Below are 20,176 nucleotides of genomic sequence, written 5' to 3'. Positions count from 1 at the left end.
GGCGGCCCAGCCCAGGCGGGTTTCCTATACCCCGGAAGGGGCCGCCTATACCCTGAACTTCGACGAGACCACCGGGACCATCCTGGGATTTACCGCCCAGGAGGGCTTCGACGGGCATTTGGTCATTCCGGAGACCATTGAGGGCCATAAGGTAACGTCCATTGGGTACAGCGCTTTTTATATGAACAGCTATGACCACCGGAATCAGCTGCTGACAGTGGATCTCCCGGAGACCGTCACCGCGCTGGAGGAATCCGCGTTCTCCAATTGCTACAACCTGACAGCGGTCACCGGAGGAGAGAACATCTCGGAAGTTGGTACGTTTGCATTCAATAATTGCAGCAAGCTCAGCACGGTTCCGTCCTTTGAACAGGTGACCTCGCTGGGCGATCGGGTCTTTTGCTACACTGCGCTGACGTCCTTCCACGTTCCGGCGGGGCTGACCACAGTTCCGGATTCCACCTTTGACGGATGTGAAGCCCTGACAGAAATTACATTTGAAAATCAGATAACCGCAATCGGAGACAGCGCCTTTGCAGGCACTGGCTTAACAGCCGTTGCAGTCCCGGAGGGTGTCACTACTCTGGGTGACGGCGCTTTCGAGGACTGCGAGGCGCTGGAAAGCGTGACTCTGCCCTCCACGCTGACCTCCATGGGGGAAAAGGCATTCTCTGGCTGCTCTGCGCTGAAGGCGGTCTCCATTCCCGGTTCCGTTACGGACATCCCCCAGCAGGCTTTTTATGACTGCGCGGCTCTGACCTCAGTGGAACTGGGCGAAGGAGTGACGAGCATCGGCCAGCGGGCCTTTCGGGATTGTACGGCCCTGACCTCCATCAATTTCCCGGCTTCCCTCACCACGCTGCACGGTGAAGCCTTTGGCAATTGCGGCTTCACCTCCATTACGATCCCGGCTACGATTACCACTTATTCCGGAGTGAACGGCTATGGGTACACCTTCAACGGGTGCAGCGAGCTGGAGAGCGTGACAATCGCCGCGCCTAGGGTCGTCAGCTGTATGTTTATCAGCTGTGAGAATCTGAAAACCGTGGTGCTGGAAGAGACGGTGGAATATGTGGACTACGCCGCGTTCCAGTATTGCTATAATCTCACTGACATCACCTTCTATAACCCGGATACACAGGTCCATACCGGCACGGTGTTCAGCGTCGGAGGGAGCGCCCTCACGGTCCACAGCTATGAGCAGGGCGCGGTCTACGAGTGGGCGATGGAGCGGGGCTACAACTTCCAGGATCTCAGCGCTGCCCCCCAGGCCCGCACCCTCACCGCCCAGATCTTGACCCCCGCAGGTGAGCCAGTGACGGAGGGCTTCACAGTCAACTGGTACCAGGCGGATGGAACCACCCCCGCCGGGACGGGAGATACCCTCTCCGGCGCTCAGCCGGAGAGCGCATACATCTGCGAGGTGGTTCTGGGCGAATCCCTGCTGGAGCAATATGAGCAGCCTGCGCGGCAGACTGTCCCGGCGGGAACGGAGGATGCGGCCATCACGTTTACCCTGACGCAACGGGAGCAGACGCCGGTGGTCTCCGTCTCCGGTCAGGTCCAGGATCAGGCTGGCAATCCGCTGCCCGGTGCGCAGGTCATGGCAACTCTTGCAGACGGTGAGGTCCGGACTGCCCAGACCGGAACGGACGGAAGTTTTGCACTGGCGGAGCTGCCCGCGCAGTCCGTCCGGCTCCAGGTCCGTTTGGACGGATATTACAGTAAGACCCTTGTCCTCCCTCTGGCGGATGCAGCCGAGACGGGAGAATATCAGGTGGCTGCGGTCACGCTCTATGAGACGGTGTCCGACCGGATCGAGCTGAACTTGACCCTGCGGCACGCCGCTGGTGAGGGGGAGAGTGCCCGTGAGGAGTCCCTCTCCGCGCTGGGCAGCTTACAGATTTCCCTGTCCTCCGGCGGGACCGACATCGCCGGGGAAGATTATGAGGTACAGGGGACCACGGTCGTCTTCCAGCCCGATGTGGTGACGGCGGGACAGGAGATTACGGTCACAGTCTCTGACCCCGGCGGCGAACTGCTCGGAACTGCGGCTCAGGTTATTCTGAACAGTGACCGGATGGGCAGTGCGTCTTTGACCCTGGTGGAAAAGGGCGGCTTCCGCCTGGGAAGTCTCTCCCTCCCTGGGGCGTCCAATGTGCTGGTGTTTGACAGCACCGGCGCGTTCTGTGCCATCTATACCGCCCGGACCGGCCTGACGAGCGCCCCTATGGACGCGGGGAATTATACCCTGGTGCTGCTCCAGGACACCCCCATGCTACAAAATGTCCCGGCGCTGGGCCTGCTGGAGCAGCTGGGACTGGCCGCCGGGACAGATTACGCGCAGGTCAGCGTATCGGTCCAGGACGGCGTGCTGACCGATGTGGAAGCCCTTACTGTCCCCGCCCTGGCGGAGGACGCCTTCTCCTATCTGGACTCCGGGAGCCTGTCGGTCAATACAACCCGGCCCACCCACGGCTCCCTTGTGCTGCTCACCGTCCGGTTTGACCTGGCGGATGGGTATACGGCCCAGGAGGTGCAGATCCACCTGCCGGACGCTATGCCGCTGGAGGGAAGCGTTACCCTGGACAACGCCGCGTGCACTTATACCGAATCGGCGGAGGGCGGGGAAACTCTGATTACTGTGCCGGCGGCGGGTCGAAACGCCGCCGTGCTCCGCTGCTATGTGAGAGCAGAATCCGTGGGGAGTTTCCGCCCGACCGCCTACGTGCGCCTGAGCGGGGACGAACTTCAGCCCCTGGGCTCGGTCGCGCTGGAGGTATCCCCGGCGGAGATTTCTGCGCCGGAGCAGACGGCGGTGGATGAGATCGTCGTAAGCGGAAAGGCGCTTGCCAACAGCCAGGTCATCCTCTACGACAACGGGGAACAGGTTGCGGAGACCACCGCCAACGCGGCGGGCTCCTGGTCCTGCGAGATGCCTTTGGCCCCGCCCCTCTATGACTACTCCTACCACTTCATCCAGGCCGAGGTGCGCCGGGATGATATCGAGCCCATCCGTACCGACGAGGTGATGGTCACTTACGATGCCTCCTCCGCAAATCTCACCACCATCACCATGTACAACCTGAACCACTATACCGGCGAGACCGCCACCGTGCTGGACTTCACCCGGGCGGAGACCGTCAAACCCTTCTACTACTATTGGCCGAATTACATGGACTACACCTTCCAGGTGGCCTTTGACAGGAATGCGGACCAGCTGGAGGAGGTCACCGTGGTTACATGGGGGGGTAACGGGGAAACGATTCGTATCCCGGCCAGTTATGACAGCGAAACTGGAACCTGGATCGCCTCCTACGAGTTTACGGAGTACAATACGCCAGTTTCGGTGGGCGCAGAGTATGAAGGCGGTACCGGTCTGGCTCTGGAAGTCAGTCCGTCCGCGTTCCTTGACTCCGCCCAGCAGTTCGACCAGGCCGTGGAACAGGCGGCGGATCGGATAAACACCGTTTATGCAGAAGAAACAGACAGCCAGCAAACGGAGGAGAATACCCTGATCTACCGCTTCAAAGAGGCAGGTGAGGATGGAAATAGTCTGACCATGGATCTTCTGCTCCCGGGGGCGGAGGAGCAAGTCCTGTGCCAGTACACCATTGCCCAGACCCAGGACAGTCGGACCGAAGCGGAACTGGAAGCGGACGGTTACAATTTCCTGCCGGACGAAAATGTGTATATAAAATTTACCATGGACGGGTCACAAATGCGCACGGAATATGTGGATGTGAGCGCGGGCAGCTGCCTTAGCGAAGTTTATCTTCTGGGCGGCGAACAACCTGTCCAGTCTAGAATGGCGGTAGCCCGCACAGGCCTGGACGTCGAATTGCCTGAGGAACTCCCGGAAAATGGCTGGGAACTTTATGAAATGTTTGCCGACATCGTGATTGGTAAACTCAGCGATGTCCCGGTTTACGGTAAGTTTGCCTCTGCCACCCAGGACATTATCCAGACCGCAAGCCAGCAATATAACTGGCGGCGAGAGCTTAACGGCAATTATGAAGCCCTCAACGACTATCTGAACAGCGTGGAACAGGCGTTGAATGCCTCCTGTCCTGACGGTGGCCGGAAGCTGAACCCAGCTTTGGCGGAGTCCCTGTTCCAGACTTTCTTCAACCTGCGTGCGGAGATCGACGCCTATCGGGAGAACGGCCTATTGATGATCAACGCCAGCTTGGGATTGCCGGTGATCCAGAAGGTCGTCACCGACATCATCCACGACACGATCTCGGACATCGGCTTTGGGGATTTGGACCAGTGGCTGGATGATTATTACAGCGACGCCATCGAAGGCGCCCAGGAGCACAAGGACAGGATCAAGGAGCTGCTGGGCGAGCGCTGGAAGCTGGAGGGTGCCATGGCCGAGGTGGAGGAATTGCTGGATACCGGCAACTTCACCGACTACATCACCGATAAAGTGCTGAGCAGTTTTATCACCGAGTCGGCGGACGGAAACATCATTGATGTACATTTTGGCACCTGGAGCGTTAAATTTTATACGGAGCAGGGCGTGGAGAATTACCTCAACACCGGCTTCCAGGAATACTATGAGCGAATCCAGGATCTGTCTCTGGCCATCGTCCGAAACTATGTTGACTGTCCTGATGACGAAGATGACCCGGACACCGATCCTGATCCGGACCCAGATCCCGATCCTGACCCCGATCCTGACCCCGATCCCGACCCCAATCCAGACCCTGACCCGGACCCCAAACCCGACTTTCAGCCTGACGACGGGTTCTTTGAGGACGGCAAAGATATTCCCAAGCGGGATCTCGTTCCCGGTCACGATCCCTCCGGCTATGTCTATGAGGCGGTGCCCTCCAACCGTCTGGAAGGAGTAACAGCCACTGTCTATTACCATGACGGCGACAATATGATGGAGTGGGACGCGGAGAACTACGACCAACTCAATCCCCAGATTACCGGCGCAGACGGGGGATACGCCTGGTTTGTCCCAGAGGGACAGTGGAAGGTGACATTCTCAAAGAATGGCTACCAACCTGCTGACAGCAGCGGTGTCCCCGCGGCAGCTGCCAATGAAGAAAATTCCGGCTGGCTCCCGGTCCCGCCGCCCCAGTTCGAGGTGAATGTGGCCATGATCTCCACCACCTCTCCCGAGGTAGAACAGGCGATTGCCTATACGGATCGTATTGAGGTGGTGTTCAGCCAGTACATGGATATTGCCAGCGTGCAAGCCGCTGTCTCCCTCAGCCACGGCAACGAAACGGTAGGCATCACGGTGGAACCGCTGGACGCGGAATACAACCTGGAAGAGACAGAACAGTACGCAACCCGGTTTGCCGTGACTCCGGCGGACGGAATCTGTACCGGCACGCTGATGGTCGCGGGCACCGCTGAGAATTATGCGGGCACGGCCTTGGGTGCTGGATATGAAACCACGTTCACAGAGCCGGTTCAGCGCCCCACCGGGATCGTGATGAACGGGCAGCCCAATCTCGTTTATCAGGAGTCCGGGACCCTCACCCTGACCCTCCAGCCGGGTGTGACCGGAAAGACCCTGACGGTAGAAAATCTGACGCCCAGCCTACTGGATGTGTCTGCGGAAACAGTCACAACCGGAACGGACGGAAGCGCCTCGGTCACCATCCGCGGCAAACTGCCCGGAGAGGCTATGGTGCGGGTCACCGAGCCGGTTTCCGGCTTGACGGAGTCCTTTGTGATTTCCGTGGTCAGGACGGCGGCGGAGTTGCCGGAGGATCCCGAGCAGCCCGAGGCGGAAAAACCCGCTGTGGTAACCGCCGCGCTGGCGGATGGGACCCCCGTGATTTCCGGTATGACGTTGGAGAGCGGCGCGCAGGTCATCTTAACAACCGCCACCCAAGGGGCGGAGATCCGCTATACGCTGAATGACACTTGCCCCTGTGCGGAAGAGGCGCTGACTTACGCCAGCCCCATTACTTTGACAGAGGACACGGTGCTTCGGGCCGCAGCCCTGCTGGACGGCGTGTACAGCGATACCATCCGCCTGGAGCTGACCGTCCAAGCGGCGGAGCCGGAAGACCCTGATGATTCTGACGATTCCGGAAGCGGAGGTGGTGGAGGCGGATCTTCCAGCACTGGTGGCGGTAGCACGACGGCCCCGGAGGATGAGCCTTCTCAGGATTCCATACCCTTTATAGATGTGGATGAAAACGACTGGTTCTACGACGCGGTGGCATACGCCTATGAGAATAGCCTTATGGCCGGAACCAGCGGAACCACATTCAGTCCCGATCTCACTACCACCCGTGCTATGATCGTCACCATTCTCTACCGGCTGGAGGACACTCCCATTGTTTCCGGCGGGTCCGACTTCACCGATGTGGAGATCGGCCAGTGGTACAGCGACGCCATTGCCTGGGCAGCAGCCAACAACATTGTGGGCGGTTACGGTAACGGCCTGTTCGGGCCTGACGACCCAATCACGCGGGAACAGCTTGCCGCGATCCTCTATCGCTATGCTCAGTACAAGAGCTATGACACAACCGCAAGCGCTGATCTGTCTCGGTATACTGACCTTGGCCAGCTCAGTGAATGGGCGCAGGAGGCTGTGGCATGGGCTAACAGCGAAGGTATTATCAGCGGTACCAGCGCAGTTACATTGGCTCCTAAGGACAGCGCAACCCGTGCGCAGGCAGCGGCGATGATGATGCGCTTCTGCGAGAATATTATACAGTAACCCTACAAGCATCAAAATCCCTTGGCAACAAGGGCGCACTTCTATACAGGGGCAAGCCCTGTATCGTGCGCTCTGCGAGGCAGACAGCCCGGACAGCGAATGTCCGGGCTGTTTTGCGTCACTGCGTTCCGAACAAGAGGGCTGCACCCTCTTGCGGCTTCACCTATCTCCTGCGCACTTTGCGGGCGGAGCAATTTGCTGACGCAAACAGCACCGCCCGCAAAGTTTTGAATATGTCCCCCAGACCGTTTACCGTTTTTCGGTAGGCGGTCTTTTTATATTTATCCATCAATTTTAAGGAGGTCATGCACCATGCCCAAACAGAAAACCATCCCGGAGCTGGAAGCTGAAATCGCCGCCAAGAAACGGCAGCTTGCCCAACTCCAACACAGACAGCAGCAGCTTGAAAACCGCCGCAGCTACTACGAGAAAGGCGACCGCCGCAAACGGGCGCACCGCCTCATTACCCGCGGCGCGGCCATCGAAAGCGTAGAGCCGCTGGCAAAGGTTTTGAGCGAAACCGAATTTTACACCTTTGCGGAAAAAGCGTTTGCTCTGCCGGAGGTCAAACATCTGCTCATGTCCGCCGTCAACGTCCACAACGCCGCCGGGCAGAAAGGAAAGGGATAATCTATTGCGCTATATCATTTTCACGTGACACAGATCAAACGCAGCGCAGGGCAATCGGTTGTGGCATCCGCCGCCTACCGCTCCGGCGAAAAGCTGCACAGCGAGTATTACGGAGAGGACAGCGACTACACCCGCAAGGGCGGCGTGGTCTGTTCTGAAATCCTGCTGCCGCCCCATACCCCGCAGGAATATGCAGACCGGCAAACCCTCTGGAATGCCGTAGAGAAAGCCGAGCGCGGGAAAAAAGCCCAGCTTGCATATAGTTTTGACATTGCCTTGCAGAACGAATTCTCCATGCAGGAGAATATCGCCCTTGCAAGGCATTTTTTGTTGGAGCAGTTTGTGAGCCGTGGCATGGTGGTGGATTTTGCCGTACATCAGCCGGACAGAGAGGACGGCGGCATCCAGAACCCGCACTTCCATGTGCTGTGCCCCATCCGGCCCATCTTGCCAGACGGCCGGTGGGGCAGCAAACAGCGCCGGGAATATGTGCTGGATGAGCACGGCGAGCGCATCCGGGACGAGGCCGGAAACCATGTGTTCAACGCCGTCCCCACCACCGACTGGGGCAGCCCCGACACCTTGGAGCAGTGGCGGCAGGCGTGGGCGGAGCTGTGCAACGCCAAATTCGCGGAGAAGGGCTTGGATTGCCGCATCGACCACCGCAGCTATGAGCGGCAGGGTGTGGAGCAGTTACCCACCGTCAAGGCGATGGAACAAAGGGGCATCCGCACCGATAAGGGCGACCTCAACCGCTGGATCAGGAAAACCAACTCCATGCTGCGGGAGGCAAAGCAAAAAATCGCATCCCTGATCGGCTGGCTGAAAGAGGTCAAAGCCGAGCTTTCCGCACCCCAGCCGCCTGCATTGGTGGAACTGCTGTCCGCCTACTATGACACCCGCAATAAGGGTGCATACAGCGGTAAGGCCAAAATCGGGAATTTGAAAAAGTTTTCGGAAACTATCGGCTATCTGGAATCCAAACAACTTCGCACCACTGAGGATTTGGACGCGCTGCTGAACTCCATGCAGGAACAGATTAACGTACTGAAAGAATCCGCATCCGGGAAACAGACCCGTATCAAGAAGCTGGACGAGCTGCTCCGCATGGCGGACTATTACCAGCAGGGCAAACCCGTTACCGACAAGCTGAAAACCATCCGCTTCGATAAATCTCGCCAGAAATACAAGACAGAGCATGAGAATGTGCTGCGGACATTTTACATGGCCGAGCGTAAACTGAAAAACCAGTGGGTGGACGGGAAACTCCCCGTCCATGCATGGCGGAAGGAGAAATCTAAGCTGGAAACCGAGTATCAGGCGTTACAGCAAAAGATTGCGCCACTGTACGCCGACACAAAAAAGCTCTGGGCCATCCATTACAGCATCTATCAGGTACAGCATGAGCAGGAGCGCCAAAACGCCGTTACACGGCAGAAAAAGCAGGAAATCGAACACTAACCCTTACACATTTTCAGGAGGCACCTATGGACAGCAAATCGAAAATCCAATCCGAAATCATAGATAGCCCGGATACGCCGGAAGAATACCATTTTTCAAACCCCGGCCCCACCGCCCCGCCGAAGCGCAATTTCTGGATCGATGAAGGCGGGCATATCCGTGTCAAAAATCTCTCCGCGTTTTGGCTGCCGGAATTTACCTTACAAAAGGAGATTGGCGGTACCGTTTACACCGTCACCGGCAGCTATGACGGCACGGAGCCGCTGAACCGGAAGATGGAGCGCATCATGGCTGAAAAATTCACAGAAAAGATGGAGGACACGGAATGACAAACGCCCGGAATCTTGGTACAATAGAAGCAGCCAATCCTGTACTGGCAGTTGCCCCATTGAAGGAGGACGCAGAAATGCAGCGGGCAACTGAAAAAATTACGGCTCTCTATTGCCGTCTATCCGTGGAAGATATGAAGGATGACAAGAACGGCGGCAAGGGGGATGTATCGAATTCCATCCAGAATCAAAAAATGATCCTGCTCCAGTACGCAAAAGAGCATCGCTTCCCCAACCCTACTTTCTTTGTGGACGATGGGTACAGCGGCACCAACTACGACCGCCCCGGCTTTCAGGCCATGCTGGCTGAAATTGAGGCTGGGAATGTGGCCGTCTGTTGCACCAAAGACCTATCCAGACTGGGTAGAAATTCATCGCTGACCGGGCTGTATATCAACTTCACGTTTCCGAAGTATGGAGTGCGGTATATCGCCATCAACGACCACTTTGACACCATCGACCCCAACAGCACGGACAACGATGTGGCAGGTATAAAGAACTGGTTCAACGAGTTTTTTGCAAAAGATACCAGCCGCAAAATCCGGGCGGTGCAGAAAGCGAAGGGCGAGCGCGGTGTACCGCTGACTACCAATGTCCCGTTTGGGTATCTCAAAGACCCGAATGACAAGACCAGATGGATTGTGGACGAAGCAGCGGCGCAGGTAGTCAAGCGCATTTTCCGGCTTTGCATGGAAGGGCGCGGGCCGATGCAGATCGCCAAGCTCTTGCAGGAGGAAAAGGTTCTCAACCCCACCGCCTACAAGCGCAGGGCGGGTATCAAAACCCCCAGCCCGGAGACTTCCGATCCCTACCACTGGAACACCAACACCGTTGTCCATATTCTAGAACGGCGGGAATATACCGGCTGTACGGTCAACTTCAAGACCTACACTAATTCCATCTGGGACAAGAAGCAGAGGGACACGCCCCTTGAAAAGCAGGCGGTATTCTACAACACCCACCCGGCGATCATCGAGCAGGAAGTCTTTGACAAGGTTCAGGAAATCCGCCAGCAACGCCACCGAAGGACGAAAACCGGCAAGAGCAGCCTGTTTTCCGGCATGGTCTACTGTGCCGACTGTGGGGCGAAAATGCGGTACTGCACGACCAATTACTTTGAGAAGCGGCAGGATCACTTTGTCTGCGCCAACTACCGCAGCAATACGGGAAGTTGTTCGGCGCACTTCATCCGGGCGGTTGTACTGGAAGATTTGGTCTGGATGCACATGAAAGCGGTTATCTCCTATGTGACCCGGCACGAAAGCTACTTCCGGGCCGTGATGGAGCATAAACTCCGGCTGTCCAGCGAGGAAAAAATCTGCGCCAGCATCAAGCGTCTGGAACAGGCGCAGCGGCGTATGGGCGAGCTTGACCGGCTGTTCATCCGCATCTATGAGGACAATGTAGCCGGGAAGATCACGGACGAACGGTTTTCCATGATGAGCCAGTCTTACGAGAACGAGCAGACGCAGCTCAAAGCGGAAATCCAGACCTTACAGCAGGATATTGAAGTACAGGAACGACAGATTGAAAACTTGGAGCAGTTCATCCAGCGGGTACACAAGTACGCGGATTTACAGGAATTGACCCCTTACGCTCTGCGGGAGCTTGTAAAGGCGATCTACATTGAAGCGCCGGACAAGAGCAGCGGCAAACGGCGGCAGAATATCCGCATTTCCTATGACCTTGTGGGCTTTATTCCCGTGGACGAACTGATGAAACAGGAAACGGCATGACCGAAGCCATGCCGTTCCTGCGAAAACTTATTACTTTCTTATGACCCCCGGCCATGCGGCCGGGGGGCTTTTCCCGTGGCCGCGGCCCGGGGAATTCGCTCCTTGCCTTTCAGGGCACGCTATGCTAAAATTGATAAAAATGGATGGGCGCGGGGGCTGGTACGGATGTCCGGCGCGCACGCTGCCGCCGGGCGGCGGCTTCCAACGGCGAAAAAAACCGGAGGTGTGTCATGAAGATTCAGGAATCCGCGGAGAACTATCTGGAGACCATCCTGATGCTCAAGGAGGAAAAGGGCGCGGTGCGCTCTATCGATATTGCCCGCAAGATGGATTTTTCCAAGCCCAGCATCAGCCGGGCCATGAGCCTGCTGCGGGAGAACGGCTATATCACCATGGACAAGGAGGGGCTCATCGACCTGACGGACGCGGGCATGGAGATCGCCTCCCGCATCTACGAGCGGCACCGGTTCCTCAGCAAGTGGCTGGTGGCCCTTGGGGTGTCGCCGGAGACGGCGGCGGAGGACGCGTGCCGAATTGAGCACGACGTGTCGGACGAGACGTTCCAGAAGATCAAGGAGCATATCGCCGGGAAGCTTCCGGAGGAATAAGCGCGGCAGATCTTACCCCCGGCCCTTTGGCGGCCGGGGGTATTTTATGCGCCGGACGGCGGCGGAGAGGAGAAGCGGCATGATCGCGGACCTGCATATTCATTCGAAATACTCCCGGGCCACCAGCGCCCAGTGCGTGCCCGAGTACCTGGACCTGTGGGCCAGGCGGAAGGGTATCGGCCTGGTGGGCACCGGCGACTTCACCCACCCGGCCTGGCGGGCGGAGCTGGCGGACAAGCTGGAGCGGGACAGGGACGGCCTGTACGTGCTGAAGGAGGAATTCCGCCTGCCCGAGGAGATTCCCGGCGCAGACGCGCCCCGCTTTGTGGTCACCGGGGAGATCAGCACCATCTACAAGAAGGACGGCAAGGTGCGGAAGGTCCACAGCCTCATCCTGCTGCCCCACCTGGAGGCGGCGGAGGAGCTGTCCCGGCGGCTGGAGGCCATTGGCAACATCCGCTCCGACGGCCGGCCCATCCTGGGCCTGGACTGCCGTGACCTGCTGGAGATCACCCTGGAGGCCTGTCCCGACGCGGTGTTCATCCCCGCCCATATCTGGACGCCCCATTTCTCCGTCTTTGGGGCCTTCTCGGGCTTTGACGCTCTGGAGGACTGTTTTGGGGACCTGACCGGGGAGATCCACGCCCTGGAGACCGGGCTCTCCTCCGATCCGCCCATGAACTGGCGGCTCTCCGCCCTGGACGGCTACCAGCTGGTGTCCCACTCGGACGCCCACTCGCCGGCCAAATTAGGCCGTGAAGCAGATTTACTTGACATCCATCCCGACTATGCCGGCCTGCGCCGGGCTCTGTGTACCGGCGAGGGCCTGCTGGGCACCCTGGAGTTTTTCCCCGAGGAGGGGAAGTACCACCTGGACGGCCACCGGACCTGCGGCCAGTGCCTGACGCCGGTGGAGACGGTGGCAGCAGGGGGCAAGTGCCCGGTGTGCGGCAAGAAGGTGACCGTGGGGGTGCTCCACCGGGTGGAGGAGCTGGCCGACCGGCCGGAGGGCTTCCGCCCTGAGGGGGCCAAGGACTTCCAGAGTCTGGTGCCCCTGCCGGAGGTCATCGCCGCGTCCCTGGGGGGCAGCCCGGAGAGCAAGAAGAACGCCGCCCTCTATGAGCGCATGCTCTCCCGGCTGGGCACGGAATTTCACATCCTGCGGGACGCGCCTGTGGAGGACATCGAGCACACCGCCGGGCCCTGCGTGGCCGAGGGCATCCGCCGCCTGCGCAGCGGCCAGGTGGAGCGGACGGCGGGGTACGACGGGGTGTACGGCAAGATCGGCCTGCTGACCGACGGGGAGCGGGAGACCATCAGCGGCCAGGTGAGCCTGTTCGGCGCCGCCGCGCCCGCCGAGAAGAAGGGCAAGGAGCACAAGTCCCTGCCGGTGAAAAAGGCGGCGGAGGAGGGGGAGCAGAGGCACACGGCAGCGGCAGCCGGGCTCAACGAGGCCCAGCGGGCCGCCGTGGAGGCGGACAGCCGTGCAGTGGCGGTGTCCGCCGGGCCGGGCACGGGCAAGACCCGCACCCTGGCCTGCCGGATCGCCCATCTGATCGGGGACTGCGGGGTGAGCGCCGGGCAGATTACGGCGGTCACCTTCACCAACCGGGCCGCGGAGGAGCTGCGGCAGCGGCTGGAGCACGTACTGGGGGGCAAGCGGGCCCTGCGCGGCCTGACGGTGGGCACCTTCCACGCCATCAGCCTGAAAAACCAGCCCGGCGTGTGCCTGCTGGACCAGTCCGAGACCCTGGCCCTGGCGGAGGCGGCGGCGGGGGAGACCCTGTCCCCCGAGGAGCTGCTGCGGGCGGTGTCCATGGAGAAGAACGGCCTGCCCGTGGCGCTGAGCGAAGAGGAGCAGAAGGCCTGCGCGGCCTATCAGTCCATGCTGAAAGAGCGCGGGGCCATGGACTTTGACGACCTGCTGCTTGCCGAGCTGGCGCGGGCGGAGGGTGCGCCGGACAGGGATCTGCGGCCCTTCACCCACCTGCTGGTGGATGAGTTCCAGGACTGCGACCCTGTGCAGTACCGCCTGCTGCGGGCCTGGAACCGGGCGGGAGAGAGCCTGTTCGTCATCGGCGACCCGGACCAGTCCATCTACAGCTTCCGGGGCGGGGACGGGACCTGCTGGCAGCACCTGGCGGAGGACTGGCCGGAGATATGTACCGTCCGCCTGACGGAGAACTACCGCTCCCGGGCGGAGATCCTCCGTTGCGCCCTGCCGGTCATCGAGAAGAACGGCGGCGGGCCCCGGGGGCTGTGCAGCGTCCCAGGCCCCGGCGGTGCGGTGCGGCTGGTGACGGCGGACAGCCCCCTTTTCCAGGGAATATTCGTGGCCAAGGAGATCGGCCGCCAGGTGGGCGGCATGGACATGGTGTCCGCCGACGGGGAGGGGCAGCGCACCTTCTCCGACTTTGCGGTGTGCTGCCGGACCCGGCGTCAGCTGGAGCTGCTGGAGCAGTGCCTGCGGAAGGAGGGCATTCCCTGCGCAGTGGCCGGTGGGGGCGGCTTTCTCACCCACCGGACGGTCCGGGGGGCGCTGGCCTTTTTCCGGGCGCTGGCCTTTCCGGAGCGGGAGGACCCGGCGCTGGCCCTGATGCTGGGCTTTGACTGCCCGCCGGACACGGCCCGGGCCGCTGCGGAGGTGTGGAAGAAGGCGGCGGGCAGCCCCGTGGAGCGTGCCAGAGCTGCCGAGGGGGCCTGTCCTGACGCGGAAGCCCTGTCCCGCTGGCGGGCGCTGATGGAGCAGCTGGCGCCCCTCATGGGCCGGGACAAGCCGGTCCGGCTGCTGGAGGCCTACGGCCGCGGGGTGGGCCAGGCAGGGGCGGAGCCCCTGGAGCGGCTGATGGACATGGCGGTGTTCTACCGCCGGATGGAGGATCTGCTGCTCAGCCTGGCGGTGGGCCGGGAGGCCGACCTGCTGCGCAGCGCCGGACAGGGGTACCAGGCGGGATATGTGACCCTCACCACCCTCCACGCCGCCAAGGGCCTGGAGTTCCCGGTGGTGTTCCTCTGCGGGGTGGAGAAGGGGCTGCTGCCCTACCAGTCCCGCCGCAGGGCGTCCGACCCGGCGGAGGAGCGGCGGCTGTTCTACGTGGGCATGACCCGGGCCATGGAGGAGCTGATCCTGGTCACCGGGCCGGAGCCGTCCCCCTTCCTGGGGGACATCCCGCCGGAGGCCATGGAGACGGAGCAGGCCGTGCGGCCTGTCCGGGGCGGCGGGGACGGCCAGCTGAGCCTGTTCTGAGGCCTAACGGACCCGGTCCCGCCAGAGGCGGAAGACGCCGCTGTCGTGGAGCTGTTTGAGGAAGATGGCGGCCAGGGGGGAAAAAATCATGCCCCACACGCCGAAGGCCCGGAAGCCCACGTACATGGCCAGGAGGGCGGCCAGGGGCGGCAGCCCTGCCTTTCGGCCCACCAGCCTGGGCTCCAGCAGGCTGCGCACAGCGGACACAAGGCCGTAGAGCACGGCCAGCCCCAGGGCCAGCCTCCAGTCTCCGGAGAGCAGGGAGAATAGGGCCCAGGGGAGAAGAATTGTCCCCGTACCGAAGACGGGCAGTGCGTCCACCAGAGCCACCAGGGCGGCCAGCAGCAGGGCCAGCTCCACCCGCAGCACCAGGAAGCCCACCGTCAGCTCGCCGAAGGTGATGAGCATGAGCAGGCCCTGGGCCCGCAGCCAGCTCCCAAGGGTGTCCTTAAGCACGGGGACGGCCTTGCCCAGCCGTCCCCGCCAGGCTGCCGGTATCTGCCGGGAGAGGAAGGCGAGCACCTGGGGCCGGGCTGCGCTGGAGAAGTAGGCGGCCAGGGCGGTGGTGAAGAGGAAGAGCATGGCGTCGGGCACGGCGGAGGCCGCCCCGGCGGCAATGCTGGCCAGGCGGTCGTAGAGCCTGGCGGGCAGGGAGATGCCCTGGCGGATGAAGCCGTCCAGGGCGTCTTTTGCGAAGTCCTGGAGCTGGACGGGGAGGGCCACGATAAAGCGGTAGGCCCAGTCGCCCACCTGGTCGCCCAGGGCGGGCAGGCCGGAGAGCAGCACGGGCAGGCGGCCCAGCAGCAGGGCCAGCTCGTACCCCACCCGCCACAGGATCAGGCCCAGGGCGCCGCAGAGCAGGAGGACCAGCCCCACGGTGGTGAGGGCTGCGGCCAGTCCCCGCCTGAGCCGGAACCGGCTCATCAGCAGCGCGACGGCGGGCTCCATCAGCCAGGCCAGCCCCAGGGCCAGCAGGAAGGGGAGCACCCAGGGCAGCAGCACGGTGAGGGCCAGCCACACCCCGGCGGCGGCCAGAGCGGCACAGAGCAGGGTCAGCAGGACACGGACAAGGCGTTTTTCGGTCACGGACAGGACCTCCTGTGAAAAATGACGGAATATAGGGATTGAGAGGGCGGAAATCTGTGGGAATCTGCCCAGCGGTTTGGGGTTGCGTTTGCCCCTTTACTGTGCTAAAATGGAGTCCACACACAGACAAATGACCTTGTTGCAAAGACAAGAAGCCAGGAGGCTGCATAGAATGGCGAAGAAACCCAAATACTTCATTGTGGATGCGGAGGCGTTGCCTGAGGTGTTCCTCAAGGTGGCCGAGGCCAAGCGGATGCTGGAGACCGGAGAGGCGGACACCGTCAACCGGGCCACCAAGGTGGCGGGCATCAGCCGCAGCGCCTTTTATAAGTATAAGGATGCGGTCCGGCCCTTCAACGACATGCTCAACGGGCGGATCGTCACCTTCCAGATCATGATGAAGGATGAGCCGGGGGTACTCTCCGCGGTCCTGAATATCTTTGCCCGGACGGGTGGGAATATTCTCACCATCAACCAGGGCATCCCGGTGAGCGGCTGCGCGGCGGTGACCATCGGCGCGGAGACCTCCGGACTGGAGGAGCCGGTGGAGGACCTGATGAACCGGGTGGCCGCCCAGGAGGGCGTGATCCGATGCGAGATCCTGGCGGGGTAAGGACCGCCGGGCCCATTACAGCGATACAGAGAGGAAGAATGGTATGACAGTAAATGTAGCGATTCTGGGCTTTGGCACGGTGGGCTCCGGCGTGGCCGAGGTGCTGACCAAAAACCACACCCACATTGACGAGAAGGTCCACAATCCCGTCTGCCTGAAATACATCCTGGATGTGCGTGACTTCCCGGACAGCCCCTTTGGGGACAAGATCGTCCACGACTTCAGCGTGATTGAGAACGACCCTGAGGTCAACATCGTGGTGGAGACCATCGGCGGCGCCAAGATCGCCCGTGAATTCACCGAGCGGGCCCTGAAGGCGGGCAAGAGCGTGGTGACCTCCAACAAGGAGCTGGTGGCCACCTGCGGCTACGACCTGCTGAGCCTGGCCAAGGAGCACGGCGTGAGCTATCTCTTTGAGGCCAGCGTGGGCGGCGGCATCCCCATCATCCGCCCCCTGAGCCGCTGCCTGGCGGCCAACGAGATCCAGGAGATCTGCGGTATCCTTAACGGCACCACCAACTACATCCTGACCCGGATGATCAAGGCGGGCCTGTCCTTTGAGGCGGCGCTGAAGGAGGCCCAGCAGAACGGCTACGCCGAGAAGGACCCCACCGCCGACATCGAGGGCGAGGACGCCTGCCGGAAGATCTGCATCCTGGGCGCTCTGGCCTTTGGGCGGCACATCTACCCCGACCAGGTGCCCACCGAGGGCATCACCAAGGTGACCCTGGCCGACGTGGCCTATGCCGACGCCTGCGGGCGGAAGATCAAGCTGCTGGGCCGGGCCATCCGCCAGCCGGACGGCCGGGTGTGCGCCTATGTGGCGCCCCATCTGGTCAGCGGCGAGGACCCCCTGAGCGGCGTGGAGGACGTGTTCAACGCCATCACGGTCCGGGGCGACGCGGTGGGCGACGTGATGTTCTACGGCCGGGGCGCGGGCAAGCTGCCCACGGCCAGCGCGGTGGTGGCCGACGTGATGGACGCTGCCCGGCACATCAAGTCCATGAAGTATATGGCCTGGGGTCCCGGCGGGGACGACGTGGTGGCCCCCACGGACGGCCTGGAGAGCCCCTGGTATGTCCGTGCGTCTGCGGACGCCGATGCCGTGCGGGCGGCCTTTGGGGATGTGAACTTCCTGGCCCGTGCGGGCGCGCCGGCGAAGGAGACCGCGTTCCTCACCGGTCCCATGACCCGGAGCCAGGTGGAGAGCAAGCTGGCCGGTCTGGAAAAGCTCTCTCTCTTCCGCGTTCTGGATTGACAGCGGCTGCCCGGCGGCATAGAATAGGGCAGGCGGAACAGGGCCTGGACCGGGCCGGACAGGGCCGGGGCCAGGCCGGCGTTTCCGGCGTGCCGCCGAGAAACACACTCATTGGGGGTACATAGAAATGGGACTCATTGTACAGAAATTTGGCGGAAGTTCGGTGGCGAACGCGGACAGGATCCGCAACGTGGCCCGCATCATCACCGAGACCTACCGCCGTGGACATAGCGTGGTGGCGGTGCTGTCCGCCCAGGGCGACACCACCGACGACCTGATCGCCAAGGCCGCGGAGATCAACCCCAACGGCTCCAAGCGGGAGATGGATATGCTCCTGTCCACCGGCGAGCAGATCTCCTGTTCTCTGTGCGCCATGGCCATCGAGGCCATGGGCTATCCGGTCATCTCCCTCACCGGCTGGCAGGCCGGCGTGCGCACCAATTCGGCCTACTCCAACGCCCGCATCAAGCGGGTGGCGCCGGAGCGCATCCTGGCCGAGCTGGACAAGAAGTGCATCGTGATCGTCACCGGCTTCCAGGGCATCAACAAGTACGACGACATCACCACCCTGGGCCGCGGCGGGTCGGACACCTCCGCCGTTGCGCTGGCGGCCACCCTGCACGCGGACCTGTGCCAGATCTACACCGACGTGGACGGCGTCTATACCGCCGACCCCCGCCATGTGGAGGGCGCGAAAAAACTGGACGAGATCACCTTCGACGAGATGCTGGAGCTGGCCACGCTGGGCGCCCAGGTGCTCCACAACCGGTCCGTCGAAATGGCAAAGCGGTACAATGTCAATCTGGAGGTGCTCTCCAGCTTCTCGGGCAACCCCGGGACCAAAGTCAAGGAGGTCGTGAAGAACGTGGAAAAGACGCATGTGAGCGGTGTAGCCAAGGACAAGGACGTGGCCCGGCTGGCCCTGGTGGGCCTGGCCGATACTCCGGGCATTGCCTTTAAGATTTTCTCCCTGCTGGCCAAGGCCAGGATCAACGTGGACATCATCCTCCAGTCCATCGGCCGGGGCGACACCAAGGACATCAGCTTTACGGTCCACAAGAGCGACAAGGACGAGGCCAAGCGCCTGCTGGAGGAGAACAAGTCCTACCTGGGCTTTGACCACATCGACGTCAGCGACGACATCGCCAAGGTGTCCATCGTGGGCGCCGGCATGATCAACAACCCCGGCGTGGCCTCCCTCATGTTTGAGGCGCTGTACAATGCGGGCATCAACATCAACATGATCTCCACCAGCGAGATCAAGGTGTCCGTCCTGGTGGACGCGGACGACGCGGACCGGGCGGTACAGGCCATCCACAACAAGTTCTTCTCCGAGTTCGGCGGGAACGTGTAAGACCCCTAAAAGGCATAAAAAAGGCGCGGAGCCCAGTGCTCCGCGCCTTTTTGCGCTGTGATGGGGATGCTCAGGCCTCCGGGTCCTCGCCGCCCGCGGGGCGGAGAGGGGAGACGTCGTGCTCCAGGCAGATGGCCGGGCCCTCCGGGGTGAGGGCCTGGAATTCCGTCTGGATGCGCTGGCCGATCTGGAGGGCGTTCTCCCGGGAGGCGTCCAGCACCATGAGCAGGAACTGGCAGCTGCTGTACTGGGTGAACACGTCGCCCGCCCGGACGGAGCGCTGGATAACCTGGTGCAGCATCTCCATGTACCGCTTCCGGTTTTCCAGGGGGATGAAGTCGCCGTTTTTGTCGGTGAGGGTCAGGAGGATGATATAGGCGCTGGAGCTGCTGCGGCGCAGGCCGCGCGCCACAAAGCGGAAGATCCGGCGGAAGCTGTCGTAATCCTGGCAGTAGGCCCCGGGCGCCAGGGAGTCCTCGGTCAGGTCCTGGCGGATGCGCTTCATATCAATATGGATGCCTTTGGCATTTCCAGACAAAACGGTCATAAGAATGCCTCCTGGTTATATATTTTATATAATATGTGCTTTATTTAGATATAATATCACCAATTCCTATAAATTTCAAGAGATAACCGAAAAAGGAGAGAAAAAAAGCGGAAGGCGCACAGCCTTCCGCTTTTTTGGACGCAAACCAATCAGTCTGCCAGATCCAGATACTTTTTCACCAGCTCCTGGAGCAGCTCGTCCCGGTCGAGACGGCGAATCAACGCGCGGGCGTTGTTGTAATTGGTGATATAAGTGGGGTCTTCAGAGAGGATATAACCCACGATCTGATTGATGGGGTTGTAGCCCTTCTCCTGAAGAGAGTTGTAGACAGACGTGAGAATATCCTTGATCTCCTGGCCTTTGTCATAGTTGAGACTGAATTTTCTTGTGTAGTCTATCTCCATAATCGGGTACACCTCCCAAGGCTGTGGACAGCCTGTAACTGTTTCCTATTCTACCCGAAATCCCTTGAGGTGTAAAGGGGGGTATGGGAAAATTAATAAAAGATTTAATCCTTGCCGGGGCACAGAAAGACCGGCGCAGGACAGCGGCGGACCGGCGTATGCGGGGAGCAAACGTGTATTTTTGGGCTGGACGGACGGCTTGGGGG

13 protein-coding genes are annotated in these 20,176 nt (G+C 61.1%); 10 read left to right on the top strand and 3 right to left on the bottom strand.

Going from position 1 to position 20,176, the window contains the following annotated elements:
* Positions 1-118: 118 nt before the first annotated feature.
* The 7 genes from Q0K23_RS08945 to Q0K23_RS08915 all read left to right on the top strand — a co-directional run bounded on the left by Q0K23_RS08945 (position 119) and on the right by Q0K23_RS08915 (position 14,708).
* The gene (locus Q0K23_RS08945; protein WP_294520970.1) at positions 119-6,697 is read left to right on the top strand and encodes a leucine-rich repeat protein; all 6,579 of its coding nucleotides are present in this window, start codon (positions 119-121) and stop codon (positions 6,695-6,697) included.
* Positions 6,698-7,009: 312 nt separating this feature from the next.
* Positions 7,010-7,327 (top strand): DUF3847 domain-containing protein, encoded by a 318-nt coding sequence (locus tag Q0K23_RS08940; RefSeq protein ID WP_294520968.1) that lies wholly within the window; start codon positions 7,010-7,012, stop codon positions 7,325-7,327.
* Positions 7,328-7,330: 3 nt separating this feature from the next.
* The gene (gene mobQ / locus Q0K23_RS08935) at positions 7,331-8,788 is read left to right on the top strand and encodes a MobQ family relaxase (RefSeq protein WP_294520973.1); all 1,458 of its coding nucleotides are present in this window, start codon (positions 7,331-7,333) and stop codon (positions 8,786-8,788) included.
* 26 nt (positions 8,789-8,814) lie between these two features.
* Complete coding sequence (locus Q0K23_RS08930; protein ID WP_294520965.1) at positions 8,815-9,117, top strand: hypothetical protein; 303 nt, start codon at positions 8,815-8,817, stop codon at positions 9,115-9,117.
* Positions 9,114-10,853 (top strand): recombinase family protein, encoded by a 1,740-nt coding sequence (locus tag Q0K23_RS08925; RefSeq protein ID WP_294520962.1) that lies wholly within the window; start codon positions 9,114-9,116, stop codon positions 10,851-10,853. Before Q0K23_RS08930 ends, Q0K23_RS08925 begins: the two co-directional genes overlap by 4 nt.
* A 230-nt stretch (positions 10,854-11,083) precedes the next feature.
* A complete protein-coding gene (locus Q0K23_RS08920) occupies positions 11,084-11,461 on the top strand; it encodes a metal-dependent transcriptional regulator (protein ID WP_294520961.1) in 378 nt (125 codons plus the stop codon).
* A gap of 79 nt (positions 11,462-11,540) precedes the next feature.
* A complete protein-coding gene (locus Q0K23_RS08915) occupies positions 11,541-14,708 on the top strand; it encodes a UvrD-helicase domain-containing protein (RefSeq protein WP_294520958.1) in 3,168 nt (1,055 codons plus the stop codon).
* Between the two features lie 3 nt (positions 14,709-14,711).
* On the opposite strand, the gene ytvI is transcribed toward Q0K23_RS08915, so the two are convergent.
* Positions 14,712-15,794 carry a sporulation integral membrane protein YtvI gene (gene ytvI, locus Q0K23_RS08910; RefSeq protein ID WP_294520955.1) on the bottom strand — a complete coding sequence of 361 codons (1,083 nt, stop codon included), beginning with the start codon at positions 15,792-15,794 and terminating at the stop codon, positions 14,712-14,714.
* Between the two features lie 172 nt (positions 15,795-15,966).
* Between ytvI and Q0K23_RS08905 the strand changes: the two genes are divergently transcribed.
* From Q0K23_RS08905 to Q0K23_RS08895, 3 genes are all read left to right on the top strand, one after another.
* The gene (locus Q0K23_RS08905) at positions 15,967-16,407 is read left to right on the top strand and encodes an ACT domain-containing protein (protein ID WP_040647742.1); all 441 of its coding nucleotides are present in this window, start codon (positions 15,967-15,969) and stop codon (positions 16,405-16,407) included.
* Between the two features lie 43 nt (positions 16,408-16,450).
* Positions 16,451-17,665 carry a homoserine dehydrogenase gene (locus Q0K23_RS08900; protein ID WP_294520950.1) on the top strand — a complete coding sequence of 405 codons (1,215 nt, stop codon included), beginning with the start codon at positions 16,451-16,453 and terminating at the stop codon, positions 17,663-17,665.
* 127 nt (positions 17,666-17,792) lie between these two features.
* Positions 17,793-19,019, top strand: coding sequence for an aspartate kinase (locus tag Q0K23_RS08895; RefSeq protein WP_294520949.1), 1,227 nt, complete (start codon positions 17,793-17,795; stop codon positions 19,017-19,019).
* Between the two features lie 70 nt (positions 19,020-19,089).
* On the opposite strand, the gene Q0K23_RS08890 is transcribed toward Q0K23_RS08895, so the two are convergent.
* Entirely contained in the window at positions 19,090-19,566 is a 477-nt protein-coding gene (locus tag Q0K23_RS08890) for a hypothetical protein (RefSeq protein ID WP_294520947.1), read from the bottom strand.
* Between the two features lie 149 nt (positions 19,567-19,715).
* Entirely contained in the window at positions 19,716-19,970 is a 255-nt protein-coding gene (locus Q0K23_RS08885) for an IreB family regulatory phosphoprotein (protein WP_294520943.1), read from the bottom strand.
* Positions 19,971-20,176: the final 206 nt, after the last annotated feature.

The organism is uncultured Pseudoflavonifractor sp. (genome assembly GCF_944387275.1).
Classification (GTDB): Bacteria; Bacillota; Clostridia; order Oscillospirales; family Oscillospiraceae; genus Pseudoflavonifractor; species Pseudoflavonifractor intestinihominis.
This window is presented reverse-complemented; position numbering and strand designations above follow the sequence as displayed.

Excerpts from the sequence above, each read along its gene's own strand:
- Q0K23_RS08930 (WP_294520965.1), top strand. The coding sequence starts at position 8,815 with ATGGACAGCAAATCGAAAATCCAATCCGAAATCATAGATAGCCCGGAT.
- Q0K23_RS08900 (WP_294520950.1), top strand. The coding sequence starts at position 16,451 with ATGACAGTAAATGTAGCGATTCTGGGCTTTGGCACGGTGGGCTCCGGC.
- Q0K23_RS08885 (WP_294520943.1), bottom strand. The coding sequence starts at position 19,970 with ATGGAGATAGACTACACAAGAAAATTCAGTCTCAACTATGACAAAGGC.
- Q0K23_RS08940 (WP_294520968.1), top strand. The coding sequence starts at position 7,010 with ATGCCCAAACAGAAAACCATCCCGGAGCTGGAAGCTGAAATCGCCGCC.
- Q0K23_RS08905 (WP_040647742.1), top strand. The coding sequence starts at position 15,967 with ATGGCGAAGAAACCCAAATACTTCATTGTGGATGCGGAGGCGTTGCCT.
- Q0K23_RS08920 (WP_294520961.1), top strand. The coding sequence starts at position 11,084 with ATGAAGATTCAGGAATCCGCGGAGAACTATCTGGAGACCATCCTGATG.
- Q0K23_RS08895 (WP_294520949.1), top strand. The coding sequence starts at position 17,793 with ATGGGACTCATTGTACAGAAATTTGGCGGAAGTTCGGTGGCGAACGCG.
- Q0K23_RS08915 (WP_294520958.1), top strand. The coding sequence starts at position 11,541 with ATGATCGCGGACCTGCATATTCATTCGAAATACTCCCGGGCCACCAGC.
- Q0K23_RS08925 (WP_294520962.1), top strand. The coding sequence starts at position 9,114 with ATGACAAACGCCCGGAATCTTGGTACAATAGAAGCAGCCAATCCTGTA.
- Q0K23_RS08890 (WP_294520947.1), bottom strand. The coding sequence starts at position 19,566 with ATGACCGTTTTGTCTGGAAATGCCAAAGGCATCCATATTGATATGAAG.